This is a genomic window from Candidatus Edwardsbacteria bacterium, from assembly GCA_031082425.1.
GTDB lineage: Bacteria > Edwardsbacteria > AC1 > AC1 > EtOH8 > UBA2226.
The window spans coordinates 25,095-46,779 of the sequence record JAVHLB010000008.1 but is presented as its reverse complement, the minus strand read 5'-3'; the positions used below and the strand labels follow the sequence as shown (position 1 = coordinate 46,779).

At 57.9% G+C, this 21,685-nt stretch carries 26 protein-coding genes and 1 tRNA gene; all 27 read right to left on the bottom strand.

Annotated elements, in window-relative coordinates; genetic code table 11:
- Nucleotides 1-21 precede the first annotated feature (21 nt).
- Entirely contained in the window at nt 22-213 is a 192-nt protein-coding gene (locus RDU76_09065) for a hypothetical protein (GenBank protein MDQ7799072.1), read from the bottom strand.
- Nucleotides 210-1,118: a lysophospholipid acyltransferase family protein gene (locus RDU76_09060; protein ID MDQ7799071.1), complete on the bottom strand. Its 909-nt coding sequence runs from the start codon at nt 1,116-1,118 to the stop codon at nt 210-212. Before RDU76_09060 ends, RDU76_09065 begins: the two co-directional genes overlap by 4 nt.
- The gene (locus RDU76_09055) at nt 1,115-2,227 is read right to left on the bottom strand and encodes a DUF362 domain-containing protein (GenBank protein MDQ7799070.1); all 1,113 of its coding nucleotides are present in this window, start codon (nt 2,225-2,227) and stop codon (nt 1,115-1,117) included. Before RDU76_09055 ends, RDU76_09060 begins: the two co-directional genes overlap by 4 nt.
- Before the next feature lie 21 nt (nt 2,228-2,248).
- Nucleotides 2,249-3,007 carry a GGDEF domain-containing protein gene (locus RDU76_09050; protein ID MDQ7799069.1) on the bottom strand — a complete coding sequence of 253 codons (759 nt, stop codon included), beginning with the start codon at nt 3,005-3,007 and terminating at the stop codon, nt 2,249-2,251.
- Between the two features lie 22 nt (nt 3,008-3,029).
- Nucleotides 3,030-4,130 (bottom strand): DNA-processing protein DprA, encoded by a 1,101-nt coding sequence (gene dprA / locus RDU76_09045; protein MDQ7799068.1) that lies wholly within the window; start codon nt 4,128-4,130, stop codon nt 3,030-3,032.
- Nucleotides 4,117-4,755, bottom strand: a complete 639-nt coding sequence (locus tag RDU76_09040) for a HEAT repeat domain-containing protein (GenBank protein ID MDQ7799067.1) — start codon at nt 4,753-4,755, stop codon at nt 4,117-4,119. The genes dprA and RDU76_09040 overlap by 14 nt, the downstream gene beginning before the upstream one ends.
- Nucleotides 4,748-5,725 (bottom strand): GTPase ObgE, encoded by a 978-nt coding sequence (gene obgE, locus RDU76_09035; protein ID MDQ7799066.1) that lies wholly within the window; start codon nt 5,723-5,725, stop codon nt 4,748-4,750. The genes RDU76_09040 and obgE overlap by 8 nt, the downstream gene beginning before the upstream one ends.
- Nucleotides 5,722-6,204 (bottom strand): pantetheine-phosphate adenylyltransferase, encoded by a 483-nt coding sequence (gene coaD / locus RDU76_09030; protein MDQ7799065.1) that lies wholly within the window; start codon nt 6,202-6,204, stop codon nt 5,722-5,724. Before coaD ends, obgE begins: the two co-directional genes overlap by 4 nt.
- A gap of 1 nt (nt 6,205) precedes the next feature.
- Nucleotides 6,206-6,763: a 16S rRNA (guanine(966)-N(2))-methyltransferase RsmD gene (gene rsmD, locus RDU76_09025; GenBank protein ID MDQ7799064.1), complete on the bottom strand. Its 558-nt coding sequence runs from the start codon at nt 6,761-6,763 to the stop codon at nt 6,206-6,208.
- Complete coding sequence (locus tag RDU76_09020) at nt 6,763-9,633, bottom strand: BamA/TamA family outer membrane protein (protein MDQ7799063.1); 2,871 nt, start codon at nt 9,631-9,633, stop codon at nt 6,763-6,765. The genes rsmD and RDU76_09020 overlap by 1 nt, the downstream gene beginning before the upstream one ends.
- 76 nt (nt 9,634-9,709) lie before the next feature.
- A complete protein-coding gene (locus RDU76_09015; GenBank protein MDQ7799062.1) occupies nt 9,710-10,108 on the bottom strand; it encodes a hypothetical protein in 399 nt (132 codons plus the stop codon).
- Nucleotides 10,109-10,636 (bottom strand): adenine phosphoribosyltransferase, encoded by a 528-nt coding sequence (locus RDU76_09010; protein ID MDQ7799061.1) that lies wholly within the window; start codon nt 10,634-10,636, stop codon nt 10,109-10,111. It lies immediately after the preceding gene.
- A 364-nt stretch (nt 10,637-11,000) separates the two neighbouring features.
- Nucleotides 11,001-11,276: an acylphosphatase gene (locus RDU76_09005; GenBank protein MDQ7799060.1), complete on the bottom strand. Its 276-nt coding sequence runs from the start codon at nt 11,274-11,276 to the stop codon at nt 11,001-11,003.
- A 19-nt stretch (nt 11,277-11,295) separates the two neighbouring features.
- Nucleotides 11,296-11,916, bottom strand: a complete 621-nt coding sequence (locus RDU76_09000; GenBank protein ID MDQ7799059.1) for a hypothetical protein — start codon at nt 11,914-11,916, stop codon at nt 11,296-11,298.
- A gap of 102 nt (nt 11,917-12,018) precedes the next feature.
- Nucleotides 12,019-12,480, bottom strand: coding sequence for a TIGR00725 family protein (locus RDU76_08995; protein ID MDQ7799058.1), 462 nt, complete (start codon nt 12,478-12,480; stop codon nt 12,019-12,021).
- Nucleotides 12,470-13,120, bottom strand: coding sequence for a protein-L-isoaspartate(D-aspartate) O-methyltransferase (locus tag RDU76_08990; protein MDQ7799057.1), 651 nt, complete (start codon nt 13,118-13,120; stop codon nt 12,470-12,472). The genes RDU76_08995 and RDU76_08990 overlap by 11 nt, the downstream gene beginning before the upstream one ends.
- A 57-nt stretch (nt 13,121-13,177) precedes the next feature.
- Nucleotides 13,178-14,437, bottom strand: a complete 1,260-nt coding sequence (locus tag RDU76_08985) for an MFS transporter (GenBank protein MDQ7799056.1) — start codon at nt 14,435-14,437, stop codon at nt 13,178-13,180.
- 38 nt (nt 14,438-14,475) lie between these two features.
- Nucleotides 14,476-15,723, bottom strand: coding sequence for an MFS transporter (locus RDU76_08980; GenBank protein MDQ7799055.1), 1,248 nt, complete (start codon nt 15,721-15,723; stop codon nt 14,476-14,478).
- On the bottom strand, nt 15,723-16,502 hold the full coding sequence (gene surE / locus RDU76_08975; GenBank protein MDQ7799054.1) for a 5'/3'-nucleotidase SurE: 780 nt from the start codon (nt 16,500-16,502) through the stop codon (nt 15,723-15,725). The genes RDU76_08980 and surE overlap by 1 nt, the downstream gene beginning before the upstream one ends.
- Before the next feature lie 78 nt (nt 16,503-16,580).
- Nucleotides 16,581-17,246, bottom strand: a complete 666-nt coding sequence (locus RDU76_08970; protein ID MDQ7799053.1) for a glycosyltransferase family 2 protein — start codon at nt 17,244-17,246, stop codon at nt 16,581-16,583.
- 96 nt (nt 17,247-17,342) lie between these two features.
- Entirely contained in the window at nt 17,343-18,443 is a 1,101-nt protein-coding gene (locus tag RDU76_08965; GenBank protein ID MDQ7799052.1) for an aminopeptidase, read from the bottom strand.
- 63 nt (nt 18,444-18,506) lie between these two features.
- The gene (locus RDU76_08960; protein MDQ7799051.1) at nt 18,507-18,653 is read right to left on the bottom strand and encodes a hypothetical protein; all 147 of its coding nucleotides are present in this window, start codon (nt 18,651-18,653) and stop codon (nt 18,507-18,509) included.
- A 108-nt stretch (nt 18,654-18,761) separates the two neighbouring features.
- Nucleotides 18,762-18,839, bottom strand: a tRNA-Pro gene (locus tag RDU76_08955).
- Nucleotides 18,840-18,895: 56 nt separating this feature from the next.
- The gene (locus RDU76_08950; protein ID MDQ7799050.1) at nt 18,896-19,291 is read right to left on the bottom strand and encodes a MerR family transcriptional regulator; all 396 of its coding nucleotides are present in this window, start codon (nt 19,289-19,291) and stop codon (nt 18,896-18,898) included.
- Nucleotides 19,284-20,009 (bottom strand): peptidoglycan editing factor PgeF, encoded by a 726-nt coding sequence (pgeF, locus tag RDU76_08945; protein ID MDQ7799049.1) that lies wholly within the window; start codon nt 20,007-20,009, stop codon nt 19,284-19,286. Before pgeF ends, RDU76_08950 begins: the two co-directional genes overlap by 8 nt.
- Nucleotides 20,003-21,022, bottom strand: a complete 1,020-nt coding sequence (locus tag RDU76_08940) for an NAD(P)H-dependent glycerol-3-phosphate dehydrogenase (protein MDQ7799048.1) — start codon at nt 21,020-21,022, stop codon at nt 20,003-20,005. Before RDU76_08940 ends, pgeF begins: the two co-directional genes overlap by 7 nt.
- A complete protein-coding gene (gene plsY, locus RDU76_08935; GenBank protein MDQ7799047.1) occupies nt 21,019-21,669 on the bottom strand; it encodes a glycerol-3-phosphate 1-O-acyltransferase PlsY in 651 nt (216 codons plus the stop codon). Before plsY ends, RDU76_08940 begins: the two co-directional genes overlap by 4 nt.
- Nucleotides 21,670-21,685: the final 16 nt, after the last annotated feature.

Below are 21,685 nucleotides of genomic sequence, written 5' to 3'. Positions count from 1 at the left end.
TTTCAATCGTCAAGATGATTATCATTGATCTCCCCGGGAAACGGAATCCAGATTTTTAGCCCGTTCATCGGATTGCTGTTTTACCTCCTGGGCCCGGTCGATCCCTTGGCGGTAGGTGTCCATCGGTGTGCCGGGGCTGGAATTGTTTTCGGTCTTCTGGGCGCAGCCCGCCATCAGCAGGAATAACGGAACGGTAAAGATCAGACGCTTCATGATAAGTTCTCCTCTTTCCCGGGCTTGGTTTTCCACCGGCGGTGCACCCAGTACCAGTGGTCGGGATATTTCCGGACGTATTTTTCCATGGCCTGGGTAACCAAGTCGGTCAATCGCAGGATCTCCTGTTCCTTGTCATTTGCCGGGTCGGCATAGATCGGAGGTTCGATATAGCAGATATGTCCGCCGTCATCCTGCCGGACGATCACTCCGGCCAGCAGCGGAGCGCCTGTCCTGATGGCGAAAACCGCCGGGCCCTTGGCGGTGGAGGCCGGCCGCCCCATGAAGTCCACGAACACCCCGTCCTGCCCGGCATCCTGATCGATCAATATCGCCACGAATCGGTTCCGGGCAAGGGCCTTCAATATGGCCCGGGGGGCATCCGGCTTGAATATCACATCGAGGTTCTTGGCTCGGCGGATGTTGTTCATCATCCGGTCGGCCAGGGGATTATGCTGTTCATACACCACCACCGAAAGGGGATATCCGTAAGCCGCAATGGATGAAGAACAGAGCTCCCAATTGCCGAAATGACTGCTGATAAGCAAGGCCCCTTGGCCGCCTTTGATCGCCTGGGCCAAGTGCTCCTGCCCGATAAATTTCACCTTGCTTTTTATATCTTCGCCTGACAGTTTGGGAAACCTTAAGAATTCCAGCAGGTTCTTTCCCAGATTGCGATACAGGCGCCGGGCGATATCCTTGATCTTGCCGGGGGTTTTTTCAGGAAAGGCCCGGGCCAGGTTATCCAGCGCCACTTTCCGGCGGAACCGGAAAACATCAAAGACCAGCCCGCCCAATCGGGCGCCGGCCGATGCCGCGGCCTTTTCGGGCAGGGCCCGGGCCATCCAACCCAATGATGCCAGCAAGGCATATTCCAGCCGGTGTTTGGGTCTGATGGAGCTCATCGGACCATCTTCGCTATCAGGCTTCGCCGGGGATGGACCGCCTGCTGGGGACAGATCTCCTGGCAGCACAGACAGTTGATGCAGAGCCTGTAATTGAAGACCGGCGTCGGTTCTCCGGAGGAGATGGCGCTGGTGGGGCAGCTTTCCACGCAGGCCCCGCAGTTGACGCATTTGACGGGATCGATGGCCGGCCGTATCCAGAAAAGTTTGGCCATATGCCGGGCCAAAAATGACGGGATCAGGGAGTAGGCCCAGGTGGACGGCCATCGGAAATCGTTTCTCACCTCGATCGCATCGCCCAGCCTTTCGATGTTCTTGAGCTGGGTCTCGCCCAGGCTGATTTTCCGGGCCAACCGGTTGGTCGGCACCTTCAGGGGATCCATTCCCATCAGATGGGCCGCCAGGCAGTCTATGGCCACGCCATCCGCCCCGGCCATGATCATTCCGATAGGCTTGGGATCGCCGGCCGAGGGCCCGTTGCCGTCCATGCCGATGACCGCATCGACCAGGTTCAGCTGCGGCCTGGCCAGGGCGTAAATATCCAGCAGCAATTTTGAAAATTCCATGGGCAGGGGGGCCTCCCGGTGATACATGGACTTTTTGAGCCCGGGCACCGCGCCATACATGTTCTTGACGGCGCAGGTCAGCAGGGTCAGGCTGTGGGATTTGAGCTTGGGAAGATTGATTATCACCTCGGCATCCAGCACCGGCCTGGCGATATGGTAATTCCTGCCGTTAAGGTCCTTCTTGTAGACCCCGGATTTTTCGAAAGCCACCAGCTCCGCCCCCTGCCGCCGGCAGACCTCCTGGAATCCGGTCACCTCCCAGTACTCCTCTATATGCCGGGCCGAACCTATGGGGCTGTCGCCCACCACCGGGACTCCCCCGGCCGACTTGACCAGTTCCAGCGCTGCCTCCAGAAACACCGGATGGGTGGTGACGGCCTTGTCGGGATGGTGGTAGGAAAGCAGATTGGGCTTTAACAGCACTTTTTGCCCGGGCTTTACGAAAGCGGAGATGCCCCCCAGAAGGTCCAGCGAGCGCCTTACGGCGATCCTGACTTCGTGGGGTTGGTAGGAACCGCATTTTACCAATGAAACCTTCGTCATGTCCTATCCTTTCTGATTTGATCAGCCGGAAACAACCCGGTTCCGCCCCAGGTCCTTGGCGATATACAAAGCGGCGTCGGCCTTGCCGACCATTTCGTCCACCGATCGGCCATCCTCGGGAAACACCGCCACCCCGATGCTGATGGTGATCTTGCCGTCCGGCTGGCTCTCCCTCATCAAAAAGGGGTGTTTTTCGACGGCCGACCTCAGTTTTTCCGCCAGCTGCACCACTTCTTCCCGGCCGGTCTCCGGGGCCACCACCACGAACTCCTCTCCGCCGTAGCGGGCGATGAAATCCGGCTGGCGGATGGAGATGCTCAGCAGCTGGGCCAGCTTCTTAAGCAGCGAATCCCCCATCTGGTGGCCGTGGACGTCATTGTAGTGCTTGAAATGGTCTATGTCCAGCATCAGCAGGGCCGTCCGCCGGCCGTACCGGGTCGACCGCTCCAGCTCCTGCTTGAACCTCTGGAAAAAATACCGCCGGTTGTATATCCCGGTCAGGTCGTCGGTGCTGGCCAGGCGCTTGACCCTGGCCAGCAGTCTGGACATCCGCTGGGGATGTATTCCGAACAATATGCCTGCCAGAGCGCCGATCATGGCATAATACAGGGCCATCACCAAATGCTCAGGCGAAAACGACAACGGCAGGAAACCCCAGCCCATCATATGATCGTAGTAATACTGGTGGATGAACATCGAGGCCGGATGCAGGAACAGGTAGCCGGCCATTGCCCCGATCAGGCCGTAGATTGCTGGCAGTTTTATTAGATTGATCTTCATGATCAATGATCTGGAAAGGGCATCATATCCTGGCGAACATCTTTCCCGGCAGCTGCCGTATCAAACCCTTCATCTCCAGGGTAAAAAGTATTCTCAGAGTGTCCGAGGAGCTGCGCTCTGCCGATCGGGCTATGACATCCACATGCCGGGGATCGTCGGCCAGGCTGGCGAACACCGAACCCTCATCGCCTTCCAGTTCTATTTCAGGACGGATTTCTTTGGGCGGCATTTTATCGGGACCCGAGAGCTTCAACTCCTCCAGGATGTCGCTTATGTTGAGGACCATCTTGGCCCCCTGCTTGATCAGCTGGTTGGGCCCCAGGCTGGTGGCCGAGGTTATGGGGCCGGGCACGGCAAAGACCTCCCGGCCCTGTTCGGCCGCCCACCGGACGGTGGAGAACACCCCGCTGTCCTCCCGGGCCTCCACCGCCAGCACCCCCAGCGAGAGCCCGGTGATGATCCGGTTGCGGTTGGGGAAATGGGCCGGCAGCGGTTTTTCGCCGATGGGATATTCCGAGAGCACCGCCCCGCTCTCCATGATGGAATCCCGGAGCTTTCTGTTTTCGGCCGGATAGGCGATGTCAACCCCGCAGCCCAGCACCGCAATGGTCCGGCCCCCGGCGGCCAGCGCCCCCTGGTGGGCCGCGGAATCGATGCCCCGGGCCATTCCGCTGACCACCGTGATCCCCGACGCAGCCAGTTCCCGGGCCATCCCCGCGGAGGTGTTCTTGCCGTAGGTGGTGGCATTGCGGGAGCCGACTATGGCCACCGCCCTCTGGTCGGAGCTTTTCAGGGAGCCCCGAACGAACAGAATTGGCGGGGCATCGGTGAAATTCTTAAGGTTGTCCGGGTATTCCGGATCGTCGATGGTCAGGATCTCGGCCCTCAGCCTATCGGCCTTCTCCAACTGCTCCTCGGCATAGCCCGGCACGAATTTAAAGCTTCGGATCTCCCGGATGACCCTGGCATCCATCTTGGGAACCTGGGCCAGCTCTGAGTCGCCGGAAGCAAACACCCTTCGGGGATGGCCCAAGGCCCCGACCAGTTCATTGAACTTGATAGAGCCGACTCCCTTGACCGACTGCAATCGCAGCCACCACAGCAATTCCTCATGCGTCTTCATTGCCCACCCTGTCGTTCTGCCTTAATATGGCCTTAAGCTCGCGCCGCAACCCCTGCAGTCTCACGGCCGCATCGGGCTCATCAGCCAAGGAGGATACGCCGGAGGACGTATCGGTCGGAAGCCCGGCCATATGGGCCTTCAGGCTTTCCGCCAGGTTGGCGTTGGATTCGGAAGCCAGGCTGATCAAAATACCGCGCTGTTCGGAGTTCATCTTTTCCGCCTGGGACAGCAGTGCGCCCATCTCAGCCTTTCCGGCCAGGACGCTGGCCGCCTTTCGGGCGGCTTCGGCCACGCTGCGGTTGGTATCTTTGCAGAGCCCCAGGACGGCATTCAAAGCAGAAATGTCCCCGATAAGCTCCAAAGCCTGCAAGGCCGCGGCCCGGGTGTACCAGACCCCGTCCCGCAGCAGCCTGACCAGAGGCTGGACGGCCTGATGCCCGGCCAGGGCCGTTTTCTTGATGGCATGTTCCCGCAGGCTCCAGCTTTGATCCTGGATGGCCTTGATCAGAAGCGCCACCGCCCCGGCGCTGTTCAGTTGGGACGCCATGTCCAGCCCCGTCATGCGCTTTTTGGCATCCCGGGACTTCAGCAGCTCCACCGCCTCGGTCAGCTGGTGGTCAGTCATTTTTTACCTTGCTCAATGCTTTGGTGATGGCTTTTTTCAGTTGGGGGATGCCCTCCGCCTTGAGGGCCGAGATATAAAGGGCCTTTGATCCCTTGGGTGCGGATGGTCTCTTCTTGACCAGGTCCATCTTGTTAAGAACCAGCAATGAGGGCCTCTGGGCGATAGCGGGATTGAATTCGACCAGCTCATCCTTCAGCACCCGGTATTCCTTCCAGGGGTCGGCCACCGAAGCGTCGATAACATAGACCAGCAGTTTGGTCCTCTCCACGTGCCTTAAGAAACGGGTGCCCAGCCCCTTGCCCTGGTGGGCCCCTTCGATCAGCCCCGGCATATCGGCCACCGTGCAGGTCTTGAATCCCTCCAGCTCCATCACCCCCAGATTGGGCGAAAGGGTGGTAAAGGGATAGTTGCCCACCTTGGGCCTGGCCTCCGACAGGCAGGATAGCAGGGTCGATTTTCCGGCATTGGGGAACCCCAGCAAACCAACGTCCGCCAGCAATTTCAGGTCCAAAAGCAAAGTTTTACTTTCGCCTATCTGGCCCTTCTCTGCCACCCGGGGTGTCTGGTTGGTGGAGGTGGCGAACTTGGCGTTGCCCCGGCCGCCGATGCCCCCTTTGGCCACCACTATCCGGCTGGCCGGTTCTATCAGGTCCGCCAGCAGTTCCCCGGTCTCCTTGTCGTAAACCAATGTGCCGGGCGGGACCTGGATGACGCAGTCCGGACCGTTGGCCCCGTACATTTTTTTGTAGGCCCCGTTCTGCCCGTGCCCGGCCTTGAACCGGTGCTGATATCTGAAATCCCGGAGGGTCACCAGGTTGGGATTGACCTCCAGGACCACCGAGCCGCCCTTGCCTCCGTCCCCGCCGTCCGGGCCGCCCTTGGGAACGAATTTCTCCCGGCGGAAACTGATGGCTCCTTTGCCCCCGTTCCCGGCGGTGATCTCCAATTCTGCTTTGTCTACTAAACTCATTTGTGGTACTTCGCCTTTAAATTATTCAGCACTTCATCCGGCACCAGGGAAGAGATGTCTCCGCCCATGCGGGAGATCTCCTTGATCAGGCCGGAGTTTAAATATACGTACTTCTCCGAGGGCATCACAAAGAAGGTGTCCATCCCGGGGTTCAGCTTGCGGTTCATCAGGGCCAGCTGGAACTCGTATTCAAAATCGGACACCGCCCGCAGGCCCCGGATGATGACCCGGGCCCCCTTGGACCGGGCATAGTCCACCAGCAGTCCGTCGAAGGGTTCCACCGACACCCCTTTATATCCGGCGGCGCTCTTTTTGAGCATCTCCACCCTCTCCTCCAGGGTGAACAGGGGGTTTTTATTCCGGCTGGAGGCCACCGCCACGATTATCCGGTCAAAGATCTCCGCCCCGCGCTGGATGATGTCCAGGTGGCCGTTGGTCACCGGATCGAAGGTCCCCGGGTAAATTGCCAGGTTTCCCATTTCATTCCTCCCCATTATAACGATAAAAGCTCACCTGGGTCTTGCCGTAGATTTTGTTCTTCCACCTTTTCAGCCTCCCGAAGCTCTCCGGAGAGGCTTCCTTTAGGGAGTGCTGGATGACCAGGGTGCCGTGATCGGCCAGCGTTCTGCTCCGCTCCACGGCCTCCAGGATATCCGGCAGGCAGCGCTGGGGATAGGGCGGGTCGGCCAGGATCAGGTCGAACTGCTCCCCGCAGGTCCTTAAAAATTCCAGCGCGTCTCCGGCATGCAGCCTGGCCCGGGGGAACAGCTTGAGCGCTGCCAGGTTGTCCTTTATGGCTCCGGCCGGTCCGGGGGCCTTCTCCACCAGCACTGCCGATTCCGCCCCGCGGGATAGGGCCTCGATCCCCAGAGCGCCCGACCCGGCGTAAAGGTCCAGGGCCCGGCGGCAGGCGCCGCCCTGCTGCAGAACGTTGAAGATGGCCGTCCGGGCCATGCTGGAGGTGGGACGGACATCCCCGCCATCCGGGCAGCTGATGTTCCTGCCCCGGAATTCTCCGGCGATTATCCTCACCGGCATCAGTACTCGCTGCCCAGCACGAAGGATATCCTGGCCTTGTCGGAGATCGAGGACAGGTCGGTCTTCCAGGAGAAATCCAGTTTCATCATGAAGGGCGATATTATCATCCTGATCCCGGTGCCCAGGCTCCCGTTGAGGTCCTTCATTTTCAGCAGGGCGTTGGCATCGCGCTGGAAGAGCTGAAACTGCCGGTTGTCGGACCAGGCGGCCCCGATGTCGAAGAACATCACCCCCCGCAGGCCGTAGAAGGAGATGGGCGGGATGGCCATCTGGATACGGTCCACGAAGGGCACCCTCAGCTCCAGGTTCATCAGGGCCATCCTGGTGCCGTCCAGCTCATTGTAATCATAGGCCCTTAGGGTGTAGGGCCCGCCCAGTTCGAAGTACTGGGCGTCGGATCCTGTCGACAGGCCGCCCATCAGGCGCAGGGCGAATTCCGACCTTTTGGTGAGCGGCCAGTACTGCCGGATGTCGGTGAAATAATTGACGAAGTTCAGGTCGCTGCCCAGGGTCCGGCTGCTGGCCTCCACCGCGGCCATGGCCCTCCGGCCCTCCCGGGGGCCGTAGTAGGACCACTGGACATTGTCGTGCACCAGGGATACCGCCGGGATGAGCACGTTCAGGCTGGCATCGGGCGCCGAGTAATAGTAGTATTCCTCCTTATAGTGGCTCCAGCTGCCCATGAAATCGATCCGCTGATAACGATTGAAGGGATAGGAGAGTATCCCCTGGACCCCGTTGATCTTTTCGATGATGATGTCGTTGTTGGAGGCCAGATAGTAGTTGTGATACTGGTAGTAGCTGATGCCGTAGTCCCAGCGCCGGGGGCGGTAGAAATAGGTCAGCTGATAATCCGAATTCTGCAGGTTGATGACCATGTCCGACAGCCAGTAGAACTGATGGTTGCCCATCACGTCGCTGACCACGATCTCGGCCTGCCCGCCCAGCCCGCTCAAAGTGTTGTAGTTGAATGATCCCTGGGCCCAGTCCACCGAAAATTTGGTCCGGGCCGGGCCGGGTTTATAGCGGTTGTTGTCGGCCAAAGGCTGTTCGAACTCCCGGGGCTGGTACCAGCCGGTGTCGGCCGAGGCCCAGAAGAAGACCTTCTGGCTGTCGGTCCCCGGAAGCTTGTCCAGCGGATTCTTGATGGTGAAGATGTTCCAGCCGGTCTTGTGATATCCGATGAACACCAGTTTGCTGCCGTCCCGGGACCATTTGGACTGCAGGCAGCCGGTGATGGCGTCGGTAAGCTGCAGGGTGCTGTCCCCGGAGAGGGCGAAGATGTTGCTCACCCCCCGGCGGATGGCGGTATAGGCTATCCCCTTGGGCGACCAGCTGGGACGGGAGACCATGGCCTCCTCCGGGGTCAGGCAGCCGATGCTGCCGGAGACCGGATCCATGGAGAACAGGCGGTACCGGCCGAAATGCATGGTGTCCAGGCCGGATTGGTCTTCCCCGGCCGGACGGTCCGAGACGAAAACCAGCGCCCGTCCGTCCGGGGACCACTCCGGCTCCCGGTCGTCGTACTGATCATCGGTCAGCCGCTCCAGACTGTAGGCCACGTTGTGGCTGTCGGCGATGTCCGCCACATACAGGTCGGACTGGCCGTCCTTGAGTCCGCAGAAGGCGATCTTGTCGGAGGCCGGAGACCAGCTGGGATAATAGATCCCGTCCATCGGGAACTCCAGTTTTTTAAGGATCTTGCCGTTGTCAACCCGGACCACGTACAGCTTGTCGCCGGTGGTGGATTTGGCGGCAAAGGCCAGCTTTTTGCCGTCCGGGGACCAGCTCAGACCCCCCCGGAACCAGGCCAGGTGCATGGCCTCGAACTGGGCATTCTGCTCGCCCTTGACCAGATGCTTGATGCGGTGGCCGTCGATGCTGGAGATGATGTATATCCCGGCCCGGCCGTCCTGGTCGGAGATGTAGGCGATCTTGTCCCCCTGGGGCGAAAAACAGGGGGCCAGGTTAAAGTAGGAGCCGGTCTTGAAAACGTCATGCTCGGTCAGCTGTTTGGCAAAGTCCGGGACCTCCTTCTTGGCCGCCAGGTAGGGCCAGTATTTTTTATGCATATCCTTGAGCCACAGCTCCGACAGCTTTTCGATGTTGCTGCCCAGAAGTTTTTCGCAGGTCTTGTCCATGCTGCGGCTGGATTTCAGCATGTGGAACATCTCGCCGATCTTCTGCTGTCCGTACCTCTCGACTATGAACTTGATGATGGCCTGGCCCTCCTTGTAGACGAAATAGCTCCCGCCGTACCCCTCCAGCTCCTGGATGGGGATCAGCCGCTGGTTGAGAGCCAGGTCCTTGATTATCATCTCGGTCTCGGGATCCCAGCCCCGCGATTCGTACTCGGCCATCCCCTCCACGAACCACAGCGGCAGCTGCAGCAGACTCTGCTGGGAGAAGATGGATTCCATGGATTGGCCGAAGAACAGGTCGAACATGAAGGCATGGACCAGTTCGTGGGTGATCACATGATCCAGGTCGGCGTAGGAGCCGGTATAGGGCACCACCACCCGGTTCTTGAGCAAAGTGGTGAAACCACCCACCCCTTCGTCTATGATATCCTGGGCGATGTTGGTCTGGGCGAAATCATTGTGGGAGGTGTACAGCACGATGGGTATCTTATTGTACAGGGTGTGCCCCATGTCCTGGGATATCCTGCGCCCGGCGTTCTCGGCCATCCGGGCCGCCACCTGGGCCAGCTCCCGCCCGCCCTGGTAATAGTAGAGCTCGAAATTCTCGGTGGTGATCTTCTCCCAGCGAAAACTCTTGTATTTGACCTTGTTCTTGCCGAAATAGCCGTCCTGGGCCAGGGCCGGAACGGTCAAAAGGACCAGGAGCATTGCCGCGATCATTCGTTTCATGTTGACACCTAAAATAAATTTAACTAACAGCTTACAGGGGTATTTGACCCTGTTGCCGCTGCCAAAGTTTAACCCTTCAATATTCGGTCCGGAAGATGAAATCCAGCCAGGCGTTGTCGCTCCGGGAATGCCGGTCGATCTCCCCCCTGACCAGGAAGTGCTTTTTTAACTGATACTCCAGCACCAGGCTCTGCCCCCGGCTGCTGCGGGGCAGCCACATCACCAGGCTCAGCCGCTCCTCCCAGAAGCTGCGGTTCATCCTGATGCCCTTGGTGCCCATCGCCGAGATGCCCCACTGTTTGGCCAGCTCCTGGATCTGGTTGAGGCGCCACTCCTCCATCAGCCGGGAGAAGTATTCCTGAAAATACCCGGAGGCCGAGTCGGCCGGCGAGGCCTGCTGGGCCCGGGCCTGACCGGCTCCGATCAGCAGCCAAAGGGCCGCCAGCAGGAAAAGATATGCGAACCTGTTTTTCAATTACTCGCTTTGATAGTGCACCAGTGAGACCACCTTATGACCGGCCAGCTTCTCCCGCCCTTTCAGGAAATCCAGCTCCACTACGAAAGCGATGGCGGCCACCTTCCCTTTAAGCTTCTCCACCAATTGGGCCACCGCCATGGCCGTCCCTCCGGTGGCCAGCAGGTCGTCCACGATCAGGACATTCTGTCCCGGCGTGATGGCGTCCTGGTGGATCTCCAGGGCGTCGGTGCCGTATTCCAGCTCATATTCCTGGCGGATGGTCGGGGCCGGCAGTTTGCCGGGCTTGCGGACCAGCAGCAGGCCGGTGCCCAGCTTGTAGGCCAAAGCCGAGCCGAAGGGAAAGCCCCGGGACTCTATCACCGCGATGGCGTCTATCTTAACGTCCTTTAGTTGTTCTGACAGCTGGTCCACCGCCAGCTTGAAGCCCTCGGCATCCTTTAAAAGTGTGGTGATGTCCTTGAAGCCGATGCCTTTTTTGGGAAAGTCCGGCACTTCTCTGATGAATTTTCCCAGGTTGACTGCCATGTTCTGCTCCTGATGAGTTTTATATCTGTTCGTTATTTGTCATTGCGAAAAAGCTTCGCTGCTTTTCTGATGAAGCAATCCACAGAAGATCATCTGTCATTCCCGAGCAATCGGGAATCCATGGCACTTTAACCACAAAGCTATGCACTGAGTTTGTCGAAGTGACACCAAGGCACAAAGACTTTTCTTGCTTGGCCCGTATCTCCCCTAATAAGGGGAGAGTTTTGACCTCACCCCCGCCAAATGGCCTTTCGTTATACTGAGCCCAATGCCCTGCCCGGCAAGCCGAAGAATCTGTATCCTATCGGCGCAGATCCTTCAACAGCAAAAACTGATGTCGCCTTCAGGATGACGCGCCATTGGTTTAGTGCGTAATATTAAACTCCCGATATTTTCCGCCGTATTCTCCCCACACCACTTTGACCTCCTCCACCACCGCGCCGGAGGGCCCGGCCCGGAGGGCCTCAATAAACTGGTTTAATTTATCCTCTTCGCCTTCGGCCCCGGCCTCCACTGAACCGTCCGGCAGGTTGCGAACATATCCGGCCAGCCCCAGATGCCTGGCCTGATGCCACACGTAATACCTGAATCCCACGCCCTGCACCATGCCGGCGATATGGGCAAACATTGTTTTGTTCATTTACAAATTATAAAGAATACTAAAATGGTGTATTTGGAAATACCGGGAAGTACCCAATGCCGAAATTAATATAAGGTTGTTTATTATCAAAATACCCTTTTGTCCAAGGAATACGCAAATCAAGTGTTACTCTGAAAGCATCGTTAGATAATTTTATACCAATTGAACTTTCAGTGCAAATCCTTGATATTTTATAAAACAAATAATAGTCTGTATTTTGGCCCGCCATAAATGCAATATTACTGTTAGGAGCAAAACCGATTTTAAAATTTCCCAAGATTTGTGGTGCAAGTATTGCAACTGCCGCAATGCCATAAATTGGTGATCGTGTTTCTTTGTTAAAAATGTTTACCAATCCAGCACCACCTAATGCTGCACCAATAAATAATGGATTTGCTGATATGTAATATTTTTTATTTTGTTCAATGGCAGAAATACTTACCAGGCTGGTTTCAAATGAATTTGGAAGATTAACACCTTCCATTGGCGCAGATATTTTGATATTCAATTGATCTTTTAGTGAAATTGAAGTATGCCAATATGTATGCGACCAACTTTTCAAATATTCTGTTTGTGCTTCAGCTTTTTGTACAATTAAAAGTGTTATAGCAACCAGCAATAATAATTTTGAAATTTTCATATTATCCCGTATTAATTGCGCCTAACCATTACATTTATACAGTGGGTATATTTTATTGATACTTTTTGAAATCAGCGTTTATCTGCGTCCCATTTTCCCATCTCACGTCCTCACCATCTTCAACGCCATCCTCACCGCCTCCTCCGGGGTCCTCACATGCTTGATCGGCGCCCGGATCTTCCAGGTGGAAAGCCCCACCACCGGGATCCCGAACCCGGCGGCGTAGGCCAGCTCCGACAGCGTGCCGTATTTCCCGCCGATGGCTATCAGCACCTGAGCCGACTGCACCACAATGGAGTTCCGGGCATAGCCCAGCCCAGTCACCACCGGAACTGTCAGATAATCATTTCCCTCTTTGGCCGAAGAGCCGGGCAGTATGCCCACCGTCATCCCGCCGGCCTCTATTGCTCCCCGGCAGGCGGCCTCCATCACCCCGCCCATCCCGCCGCATACTAGAATGGCGCCGCTCTCAGCTATTAGCTTGCCGACCGTGTAGGCCGCCTGGGCCAGCTTGGCCGAGCAGGACGAAGCCCCGATCACTCCTATCCTGATCCTACTGTCCATTGGTCTGCCAGCCGTATTTACCGATCAGCGGCACGAACACGCAGCCGCAGACCTGGCTCTTCACCTCTTTGCCCTCGATCTTGTCCACCAGCACCAGCGACTGCACATGGACATCGCCCACCGGGATGGCTATCCGGCCGCCCTCGGCCAGCTGGTCCCAGTAGGTCTTGGGAACCTCCGGGGCCCCGGCGGTGACGATGATCCGGTCGTAGGGCGCATGCTCGGCCCAGCCGATGGTGCCGTCCCCCAGCTTGACGGCTATATCGTGGTATTTAAGCTCCTCCAGCAGTTTCCGGGAATTGTGGTACAGCTTCTCCACCCGCTCGATGGTGAAGACCTTGGCCCCCATCTCGGCCAGCACCGCCGCCTGGTAGCCGGAGCCGGTGCCTATCTCCAGCACCTTCTCCCCGCCCTTAAGGTTCAGGTTCTGGCTCATCAGGGCCACGATATAGGGCTGGGAGATGGTCTGGGCCTGGCCGATGGGCAGGGGATTGTCGTCATAACCCCGGTCCTGCAGGGCTTCCTGCACGAACAGGTGCCGGGGCACCTTTTGCATGGCGGCGATCACCCTGGGATCGTTCACCCCCCGGCGGATGATTTGCTGATCCACCATCTGCTTTCGTGAAAGCTCGTAATTCATCTACTGCCCGTAAAAATAATTTATCATTAAAAGTCTTTTCTTCTGCCGACCAGCATCCTATGGGCCATCTTGGGCCGTCCCGGCGGCCGGATTTATCTGGGAATAATTTTTCCTGGTGGATATCAATCCATAGGCCCCGGCCAAAAGGGCCGCCACCCCGCCCACCACCAGGCTCCACCGGGGGCTGGCATGCTCCCCCACCCAGCCGATGATCGGACCGCCTATGGGGGTAGATCCCATAAAGGCCACGGTCCAAATGGCCATCACCCTCCCCCTCATGGACGGCTGGCACTCCAGCTGCAGGGTGGTATTTCCCAGGGAGGTGAACAGGATCGAAAATATCCCCACCGCCACCAGGGCCATAGCGGCAAAAGACAAACCGGGGGACAAGGAAACGATCAGAATGGCGGCTCCAAAGGCCAGGCTGGCCCAGGCCACCCACACCGGACGGGATCTTCCCCGGCTGGCTGAAAAAAGACCGCCCAATACCGCCCCCATTCCCATGGCCGATGTCAGCATGGCAAAACTGGCGGCGGTGCCGTGAAAAGTATATTTGGCCAGAAGCGGCAGGCTGACCTGAAATTCATAGGCCAGGGTCCCGACTATCGCCATCATTATCAAGATATCCCTGATCACCGGGGTCTTCCACATGTAGGCAAACCCCTTGAGCAGCTGCCCTTTCATGGCCCGTATCGGCGGAACGGCGTTAAACTCGCTGTCGCGCATCATTAGCAGGCAGATCAAAACTGCCAGATAGGAGACCGAATTTATGATGAAGCAGGAGGCCAGCCCGACCCCGGCTATCAGCACTCCGGCCAAGGCCGGCCCTATCACCCGGGCCAGGTTGATGGCGGTGGAGTTGAGGGTGACCGCATTTCGCAACAGCTGGCTGCCGACCATCTCGTGGACAAAGGACTGGCGGGTGGGGTTGTCGATGGCGGCCAGCAGGCCGAAACCCAGAGCCAGCAGATAGACCATCCACAACTGGACCCGGTCCACCGCCACCAGGATCCCCAGGGTAAGGGCCAGGAGGCTGAAAGCGGTCTGGGTAAAATATAACAGTTTTCTTTTGGGAAACCGGTCGGTCACCACCCCGCCCATCGGCCCCAGCAGCAATACCGGGAGGAACTGAAAAGCCGTCACCAGGCCAAGGGCCGTGCCGGATCCGGTTATCTTTAGCACCAGCCAGGCCTGGCCTATGGACTGCATCCAGGTGCCGCACATCGAAATGCCCTGCCCGATGAAGTAAAGGCGATAGTTGCGCACCTGCAGGGACGAAAAGGTGGCCTTGGCAAAATTATTTAGGGCGGCTAGCATTATTTATCATTTCGAACCTTGGCTGGCGTGGTGGTGAATTAAGCCGTCTCGACAGCCAGATCTATTTTGGAATAGGCCTTTTTGGATGAGATCAACCCGTAAATCCCGGCAACTATTGCCGCCATCCCGCCCAAGGCCAGGCTCCACCTGGGATCGGTGTGTTCTCCCACCCAGCCGATGACCGGTCCGCCTATGGCATTGGAGCCGATGAAGGTCACCGCCCAAAGGGACATCACCCGGCCCCGCATCTCCGGGGTGCACTCCAACTGCAGGGTGGTGTTGCCCAGCGAATTGAAGGCAATGGAAAAGATCCCCACGATCACCATGGCCGTAACGGCCAGAGCCAAAGTGGGCAAAACCGAGACCGCCAGGATGGCCGTGCCGAAGGCCAGGCTGGCCCAGGCCACCCAAAAGGTCCCGGCCTTCCCCCGGCTGGCGGTGAACAGGCCCCCCAGCACCGATCCTATTCCGGTGGCGGAGGTCAACAGGGCCAGGGTCCGGGCATTGCCGTGGAAGGTATATTTGGCTATCAGCGGCAGGCTCACCTGGAACTCATAGGTCAGGGTGCCCACGATGGCCATCATGACCAGGACCTCCCGGATCACCGGGGTCTTCCACATGTAGACGAATCCCCGGCTCAGCTGCCCCTTGAACTGCCGGATGGGCGGGATGGGATGAAGGTCTTTGCCCCGCATCAGGAAAAGGCAGATCAACACCGCCAAAAAGGAAAACGAATTGATGAAGAAACAGGAAGCCATCCCCACGCTGGCGATCAGCACCCCGGCCAGGGCCGGCCCGATCACCCGGGCCAGGTTGATCTCCATGGAGTTCAGGGTCACCGCATTCTTAAGAAGCTTGCTGCCGACCATCTCATGCACGAAGGACTGGCGGGTGGGGTTGTCTATGGCCACCAGCAGCCCGAAACACAGGGCCAGGCTGTAGACCATCCATAACTGGACCTTGCCGGTGACCACCAGAATCGCCAGTATCAGATCCAGCAGGCAGAAAGCACCCTGGGTGAAGTAGAGCAGCTTCCGTTTTGGGAACCGGTCGGTCACCACCCCTCCCAGCGGCCCCAGCAGCAGCACCGGCAGGTACTGAAAGGCCGACACCAGGCCCAGGGCCGTGCCGGATTCGGTCAGCTTGAGCACCAGCCAGGCCTGGCCGATGGTCGACATCCAGGTGCCGCTCAAGGAGATCCCCTGTCCTATGAAGTACAGGCGGTAATTGCGCACCCGCAGGGCGGAAAAAGTTTCGCTGGCGAAATTATTTAGTGCGGCGATCATTATCTTGCGATTCGATCTGTGGCCAGCAGTTTTTCCCAACTTTTCAGACTGGCCAATGCCCGATGATTGGTCCAGTCCAGGTGGAACGGGGTGATGGAGACGTAGTTCTGCTCGATGGCCTCGAAATCGGTCCTGGGCTGGCGCTCCCAGTCCGGGTCGGCCCCGTCAATCATGAAATACTGCCGGCCGTCGGGATGCTTCTGCTCCACTATCACGTCGCGGTAGATCCTCTTTCCCAGCTTGGTGATCTTGACCCCTTTGATCCTGGCCATCGGCAGGCTGGGTACGTTGACGTTGAGCAGGGTGTTCTTGGGCAGACCCTGCTTGAGGGCGGTGGCCGCCACCCGGCGGGCGTAATGGGCGGCCGCCTGGAAGTTACAGCCGTTCCATGAGGTGCATGACACGGCGATGGACGGGATGCTCAGCAGGGTGCCCTCGGTGGCCCCGGCCACCGTGCCGGAGTAGGTGACATCGTCGCCCAGGTTGGGGCCGTGGTTGATGCCGGACACCACCAGGTCGGGCCTCTCCTTCAGCAGTCCGCGGATGGCCAGCATCACGCAGTCGGTGGGGGTGCCGTCCACCGCCACGGTGGTCCGGTTGCGCCACACCACCTCCAGCGGCTTGCGCAGGGAGAAGGAATGGCTGGCCCCGCTTTTCTCGGACATCGGGGCGAATACCACGGTCCGGGCTATCTTTTTTAAACTGCAGCGCAGGGCCTTGATGCCCAGGGCGTCAATGCCATCATCGTTGGTGATCAGGATCAATGGTTTTTTCTTCATCAGGATTTTTTGTTATATTCAGTGTTATGTTTATCGAATCATCATTGATTGTCATTCCCGCCCAGGTGGGAATCCAAATCACAACCAAAGTGACTTCAGGGCCATGACCATAAATTTCCAAGTATCAGTCAAATGCCTTATATGGCTGGTGGCAGAGCTTCTGATATCTATCGGAACTTGCCCGATAGTGAATCCCCTCCGCCCGGCCTTGATCAGCAGTTCTGACTCCATCTGATAGCCGTCCGTTTCCAGAACAATTGCTTCCAGCACCTCCCGCCGGATCAGCCGGTAGCCGCACTGGCTGTCCTCGATCTTCTGACCTGCTAAAAGAGACACCACCACCGTGGTGATACTGTTGCTCAGAAAACGGGCAAATGACATTCTTCCAAACTCATTCCTGCGGGAACCAACAATAATGTCCCAATGTCCAGCATCCATAATATCAATCATCGACGGAATATACTTCGGGTCGTGCTGGCCGTCGGCATCCATGGTTATCACCGCATCATAGCCCAAAGACAGGGCATGGGCAAACCCGGTCCTCAGTGCCCGGCCCTTTCCGCAGTTGGCGACATGGGCCAGGCTTATGACCGGGGATCTTTCCATAATGGCAGCCGTAGCGTCATCCGAGCCGTCGTTGACCACCATGACATCGCATAAATCCACCCACCCAACGGCCTCGGCCAGCAGATTTCCCAGGGTGCCTCCTGCGTTGTAAGCCGGTATTATTACAGCTACTTTCATAACATTTTATTATAACTTATTCCTGCCGGTTTGTCTATTGTATTTCAAAGAAAAAAGCACATCAAAAAGATGTGCTTTTTCAATAAACTGCCGGCCCTAAATTGTGAATTTGCCGTCCTGGTAGACGACCTGGCCGTCGGCCAGTATCCTGCCGCCCTGCTTCATGTCGCACAGCATGTCCCAGTGAATGGCCGACTGGTTGACGCCCAGCGATTCCGGGATGGAGCGTCCGATGGCCAGATGGACCGTGCCGCCGATCTTCTCGTCGAACAGCATGTTCCGGGTGAATTTGGTGATGTTGTAATTGGTGCCCACCGCGATCTCTCCCACGAAGCGGGCGCCGGCATCGGTCTCCAGCAGTTTGTTCAGCAGCTCCTCACCCTTGTCGGCGGTGGCCTTGACCACCTTGCCGTTCTGGAAGGTCAGTTGGATGTTCTCCACCTCCCGGCCGGAATAGATGCCCGGAAAGCTGAACCGGATATGCCCGTTGACCGAATCCTCCACCGGCCCGGTGAACACCTCGCCGTCCGGGAAATTGACCTGCCCGCAGCAGTTGACCCACTTGCGCCCGGCGATGGTCATCTTCAGGTCGGTGTCCTGGGATATTATCTGCAGTTCCTTTTTGGCGTCCAGGTGGTCGCAGATCTTTTTCTGTTCCCGCTCGATCTCCCGCCATTTGGCCACCGGGTCGTCCCGGTCCAGATAACAGGAATTGTAGACAAAGTCCTCATATTCGGACAAGGACATGCTGGCCTCCTGGGCATTGGACTGGCCCGGGAACATGGTCCCGCACCACCGCAGTTCGTTCCTGGCCATCCGCTCGAAGAACATCTTGAATATTTCGGCATTGCCCCGGCTGGCGACCCTGAGCCGGTCGGGATCCACGTTGCTCATCATCCTGGTGTTGACGCTGCCCATCAGGGTCAGCAGGGCGTCGGCGGTCTTAACGGCCACTTTGTCGCTTTCGTGGATGAAGGTCAGCTGCTGGTCGCTGCCCTGCTTCATCATGATCTCCGACAATTCGGAATTTAATATCTTGACCTGGGGATGGGCCCCCAGCTCCAGCGCCAGTCGAAAGCATTCCTTGATCAGGGGCATGGTGAAATGCTCGCCCTGGATCATCAGCTTGTCGCCTTTCTTCAGGGCCAGCGAATATTTCATCAGCACCTCGGCGTGCTTGGTTACTCTGGGATCCATAACTCTCCTTAGACATGCAAATTAAACTTATCTTTCACAATTTCCCTGAAATGTCACCCGTTGTCAAAGACACCCCGAGTCCCTGATGGGCGGCACCGCGGTGGTGATCACCTCCCACAGCAGCCGGCGCTGGATGGAGTAGGCCGTCTCGTTGTGCAACAGCCGCTGGGAAAGTCTCTCCTTGTGGGAGATCAGCTTCCCGGTGAACACCGTGGTCCGGTAATACTCCCTGGCCAGCTGCTGGCAAAAATGGCAAAAGCCTTAGTCGCCTAAGATTTTTGCCATCATCGCAATTCTAGCCCCGCTCTATCGAATAAATGGTCGGGGTGAGTGGATTCGAACCACCGGCCCCTTGACCCCCAGTCAAGTGCGCTAACCGGACTGCGCTACACCCCGACAACCGGATAATTATACGGTAAAAACATTCCTAAAGCAAGCAGAAAATGAACCGGCTAAAGCGATTTTAACATTACCCTCAATTCCTCGATTATCTGCTCCAGCTGGGACCTCTCCCGGAACTGGTTGAACGGGATCTCCATCTGGTCGGGGTCCTGCTCCCGGATCTCGGCCAGCCGGCCCCGGGCCCCGGCGATGGTGAAGCCGTCCTCGTAAAGCAGCTTCTTGATCATCAGCACCATTTTGATGTCGTCCAGCTGGTATTGGCGTCTTCCGCCCCGGCTCAAGCGGGGCCGGAGCTGGGGGAATTCGCTCTCCCAGAACCTCAGGACATAGGGCTTCAGGGATGTCATTTCGCCCACCTCACGGATATTGTGATAAACCTTGGTGCCCGGCAACCGTTTTAAGGTCTTGGTTTTTTCTTTGTTTTTTTGGGCTACCGGCTCAATCATCTGGGGCCTCCATAAAGGCGATCATCTTACCTTTTAATTTTCCCTCCCGGCGGTAGGAATGGAACATATCGGGACGGCATTTGGTGCAAAAATCGCTGACGTAGATATTGCAGGGTTTCATCCCGGACGATAACAACTGGTCGCGGTTGGTGCTTCGCAGATCCAACAACCATTTGCCGTTATTCTCGGGTCTGGCATGTTCCGGCGGGAATCTCCCGGCCACATCGCGGTCCACCTGGTAGCAGCCGGCCTCGATGCCCGGCCCGATGGCGGCCACCAGTTCTCTGGGGCTGAGTCCATATTCACCGCAGAAAACATCGACCGCTTTGGCGGCAAAGTTAGCGGCCGTGCCCCTCCACCCGGCATGCACCAGGGCCAGGTAGCGTCGGTCCGAAGAGGCCAGGTATATCGGCAGGCAGTCGGCGGTGTGAATGGTAAGCACCACATCGCTGCGGTCGGTCATCAGGCCGTCGGCCTGGACCCGGTGGGGATAGAATTTATCGAACCGGGAGTCCACCCGGCAGATGTCGCAGCCGTGGACCTGGCTGGTGACCACCGTTTTGCGCCGGGCCGACAGGGAGCGGTAGACCTCGGCCTGGTCAATATCCCGCCCCTGGGTTTTGACCACCAGGCCGTGATTGATCCCGAATTCGTTGAGGAAATTCAATTCCAGCACATCGCAGCCGTATCTTTGGGTCACCTGCCAGTATCTCACCATAGTTCCGCCTTGGCATCCCGCCCCATCAGATCTTTTAAGGCCTCGGCCGGATCCTTATCCTCGAACAGCACCCGATACATCTGCTGGGTGATGGGCATCTCTATGCCGTGCTTTTGGGCCAGCCGGTGGGCGGCTTTGGTGGTCTCCACCCCCTCGGCCACCATTGACATCTGTTTTAGGATATCGCCCAGTTTTCGCCCCTGCCCGATCTGCTGGCCCACCGAGCGGTTGCGGCTCTGCTGGCTGAAGCAGGTGGTGATCAGGTCCCCCATTCCGGACAACCCGGCAAAGGTATCCGGCCTGGCCCCCAGCGCCACCCCCAGCCGGGTGATCTCAGCCAAGCCGCGGGTCAGCAATGCCCCCTTGGTGTTGGCCCCCAGGCCCAGCCCGTCTATTATCCCGCCGGCGATGGCGATGATGTTCTTCAGCGAGCCGCCCAGCTCCAGTCCGATGATGTCATCCCCGGTATACACCCGGAAATAGGGCGACCGCAGCATCTCCTGCACTTCCTTGGCATCCCCCGGGTATTTGGCGGCCACCACCGTGGTGCTGGGAACATGCCGGGCGATCTCGGGCGCTATATTCGGCCCTGACAGCACCGCCAGCCGGGAAGCTTTTGGCCCCAGTTCCTGCTCCAGCACCTGGGAACAGCGCATCAGGCTGGACACCTCTATCCCCTTGATGGCGCTTACCAGCAGCCGATCGTCCCCCAGAAGCGGCGAGAGATTCCGGCAGACGGAACGCAATACTTGTGAGGGCAGCGCCCAGAAAACAACCTGGTTATCAGCTAAGGTTTTTTCAACATCGGAGCCGACCGAGATGTTATACGGCAGGGGAATGCCCGGCAGAAACTCTTGGTTCTCCCTCTGCTGCTGGATCTTCCTGGCCGCCTCGGCCCGAAACTCCCAGAGGCGGACAGCATATCCTTTCTCGGCCAGCATCACCGCCAGGGTGGTGCCCCAGTTGCCGGCTCCCAGGACCGCGGCCCCCTTTTTTTTGTTCCGTACCGTCATTTATCGTCCGATGGAAATTTATCTTTTTTGAAACGGAACTTGTTTTCCGTTCCGTTGAGCAGCCGGATGATGTTTTTCTTATGGGTCAGCATTATCAATATCGTGATCAACCACCCCAGGGCCACGATGGGGACCAGGGGATTTTGGTTCTGCACGATTCTGATCACCGCGGCCGAGATGGGAAAGACCAGGGAGGCGATTATGGATCCCAGCGAAACATAGCCGGAGGCCGATAATACGGCGATGAAGGCGGCCAAAGCGATCATGGTGGCCGCCGGCTCCAGGGCCAGAAGGACTCCGGAGGCGGTGGCCACCCCTTTCCCGCCCTTGAATCTGAGATAAGGGGTGAACACATGCCCCAGAATGGCCGCCAGCCCCACTGCGATATAGAACCATTGGCCGGGAATGCTGGCACTGGGCCAGACCATCTTTGATATCAGCACCGGGGTAAAGCCCTTGAGGGCATCCAGAAGATACACCGCCAGCCCCGGCCCCTTCCCCACCACCCGGAAGACATTTGTGGCTCCCAGGTTCCGGCTGCCGTGCTCCCGGATATCGACCTTCTTGAAGACCTTCCCGGCCAGAAAACCGAACGGGACGCCCCCGGCCAGATAGGCCGATACGATATAACATATTTTTATCAGCACTTGATAATCAACCTTC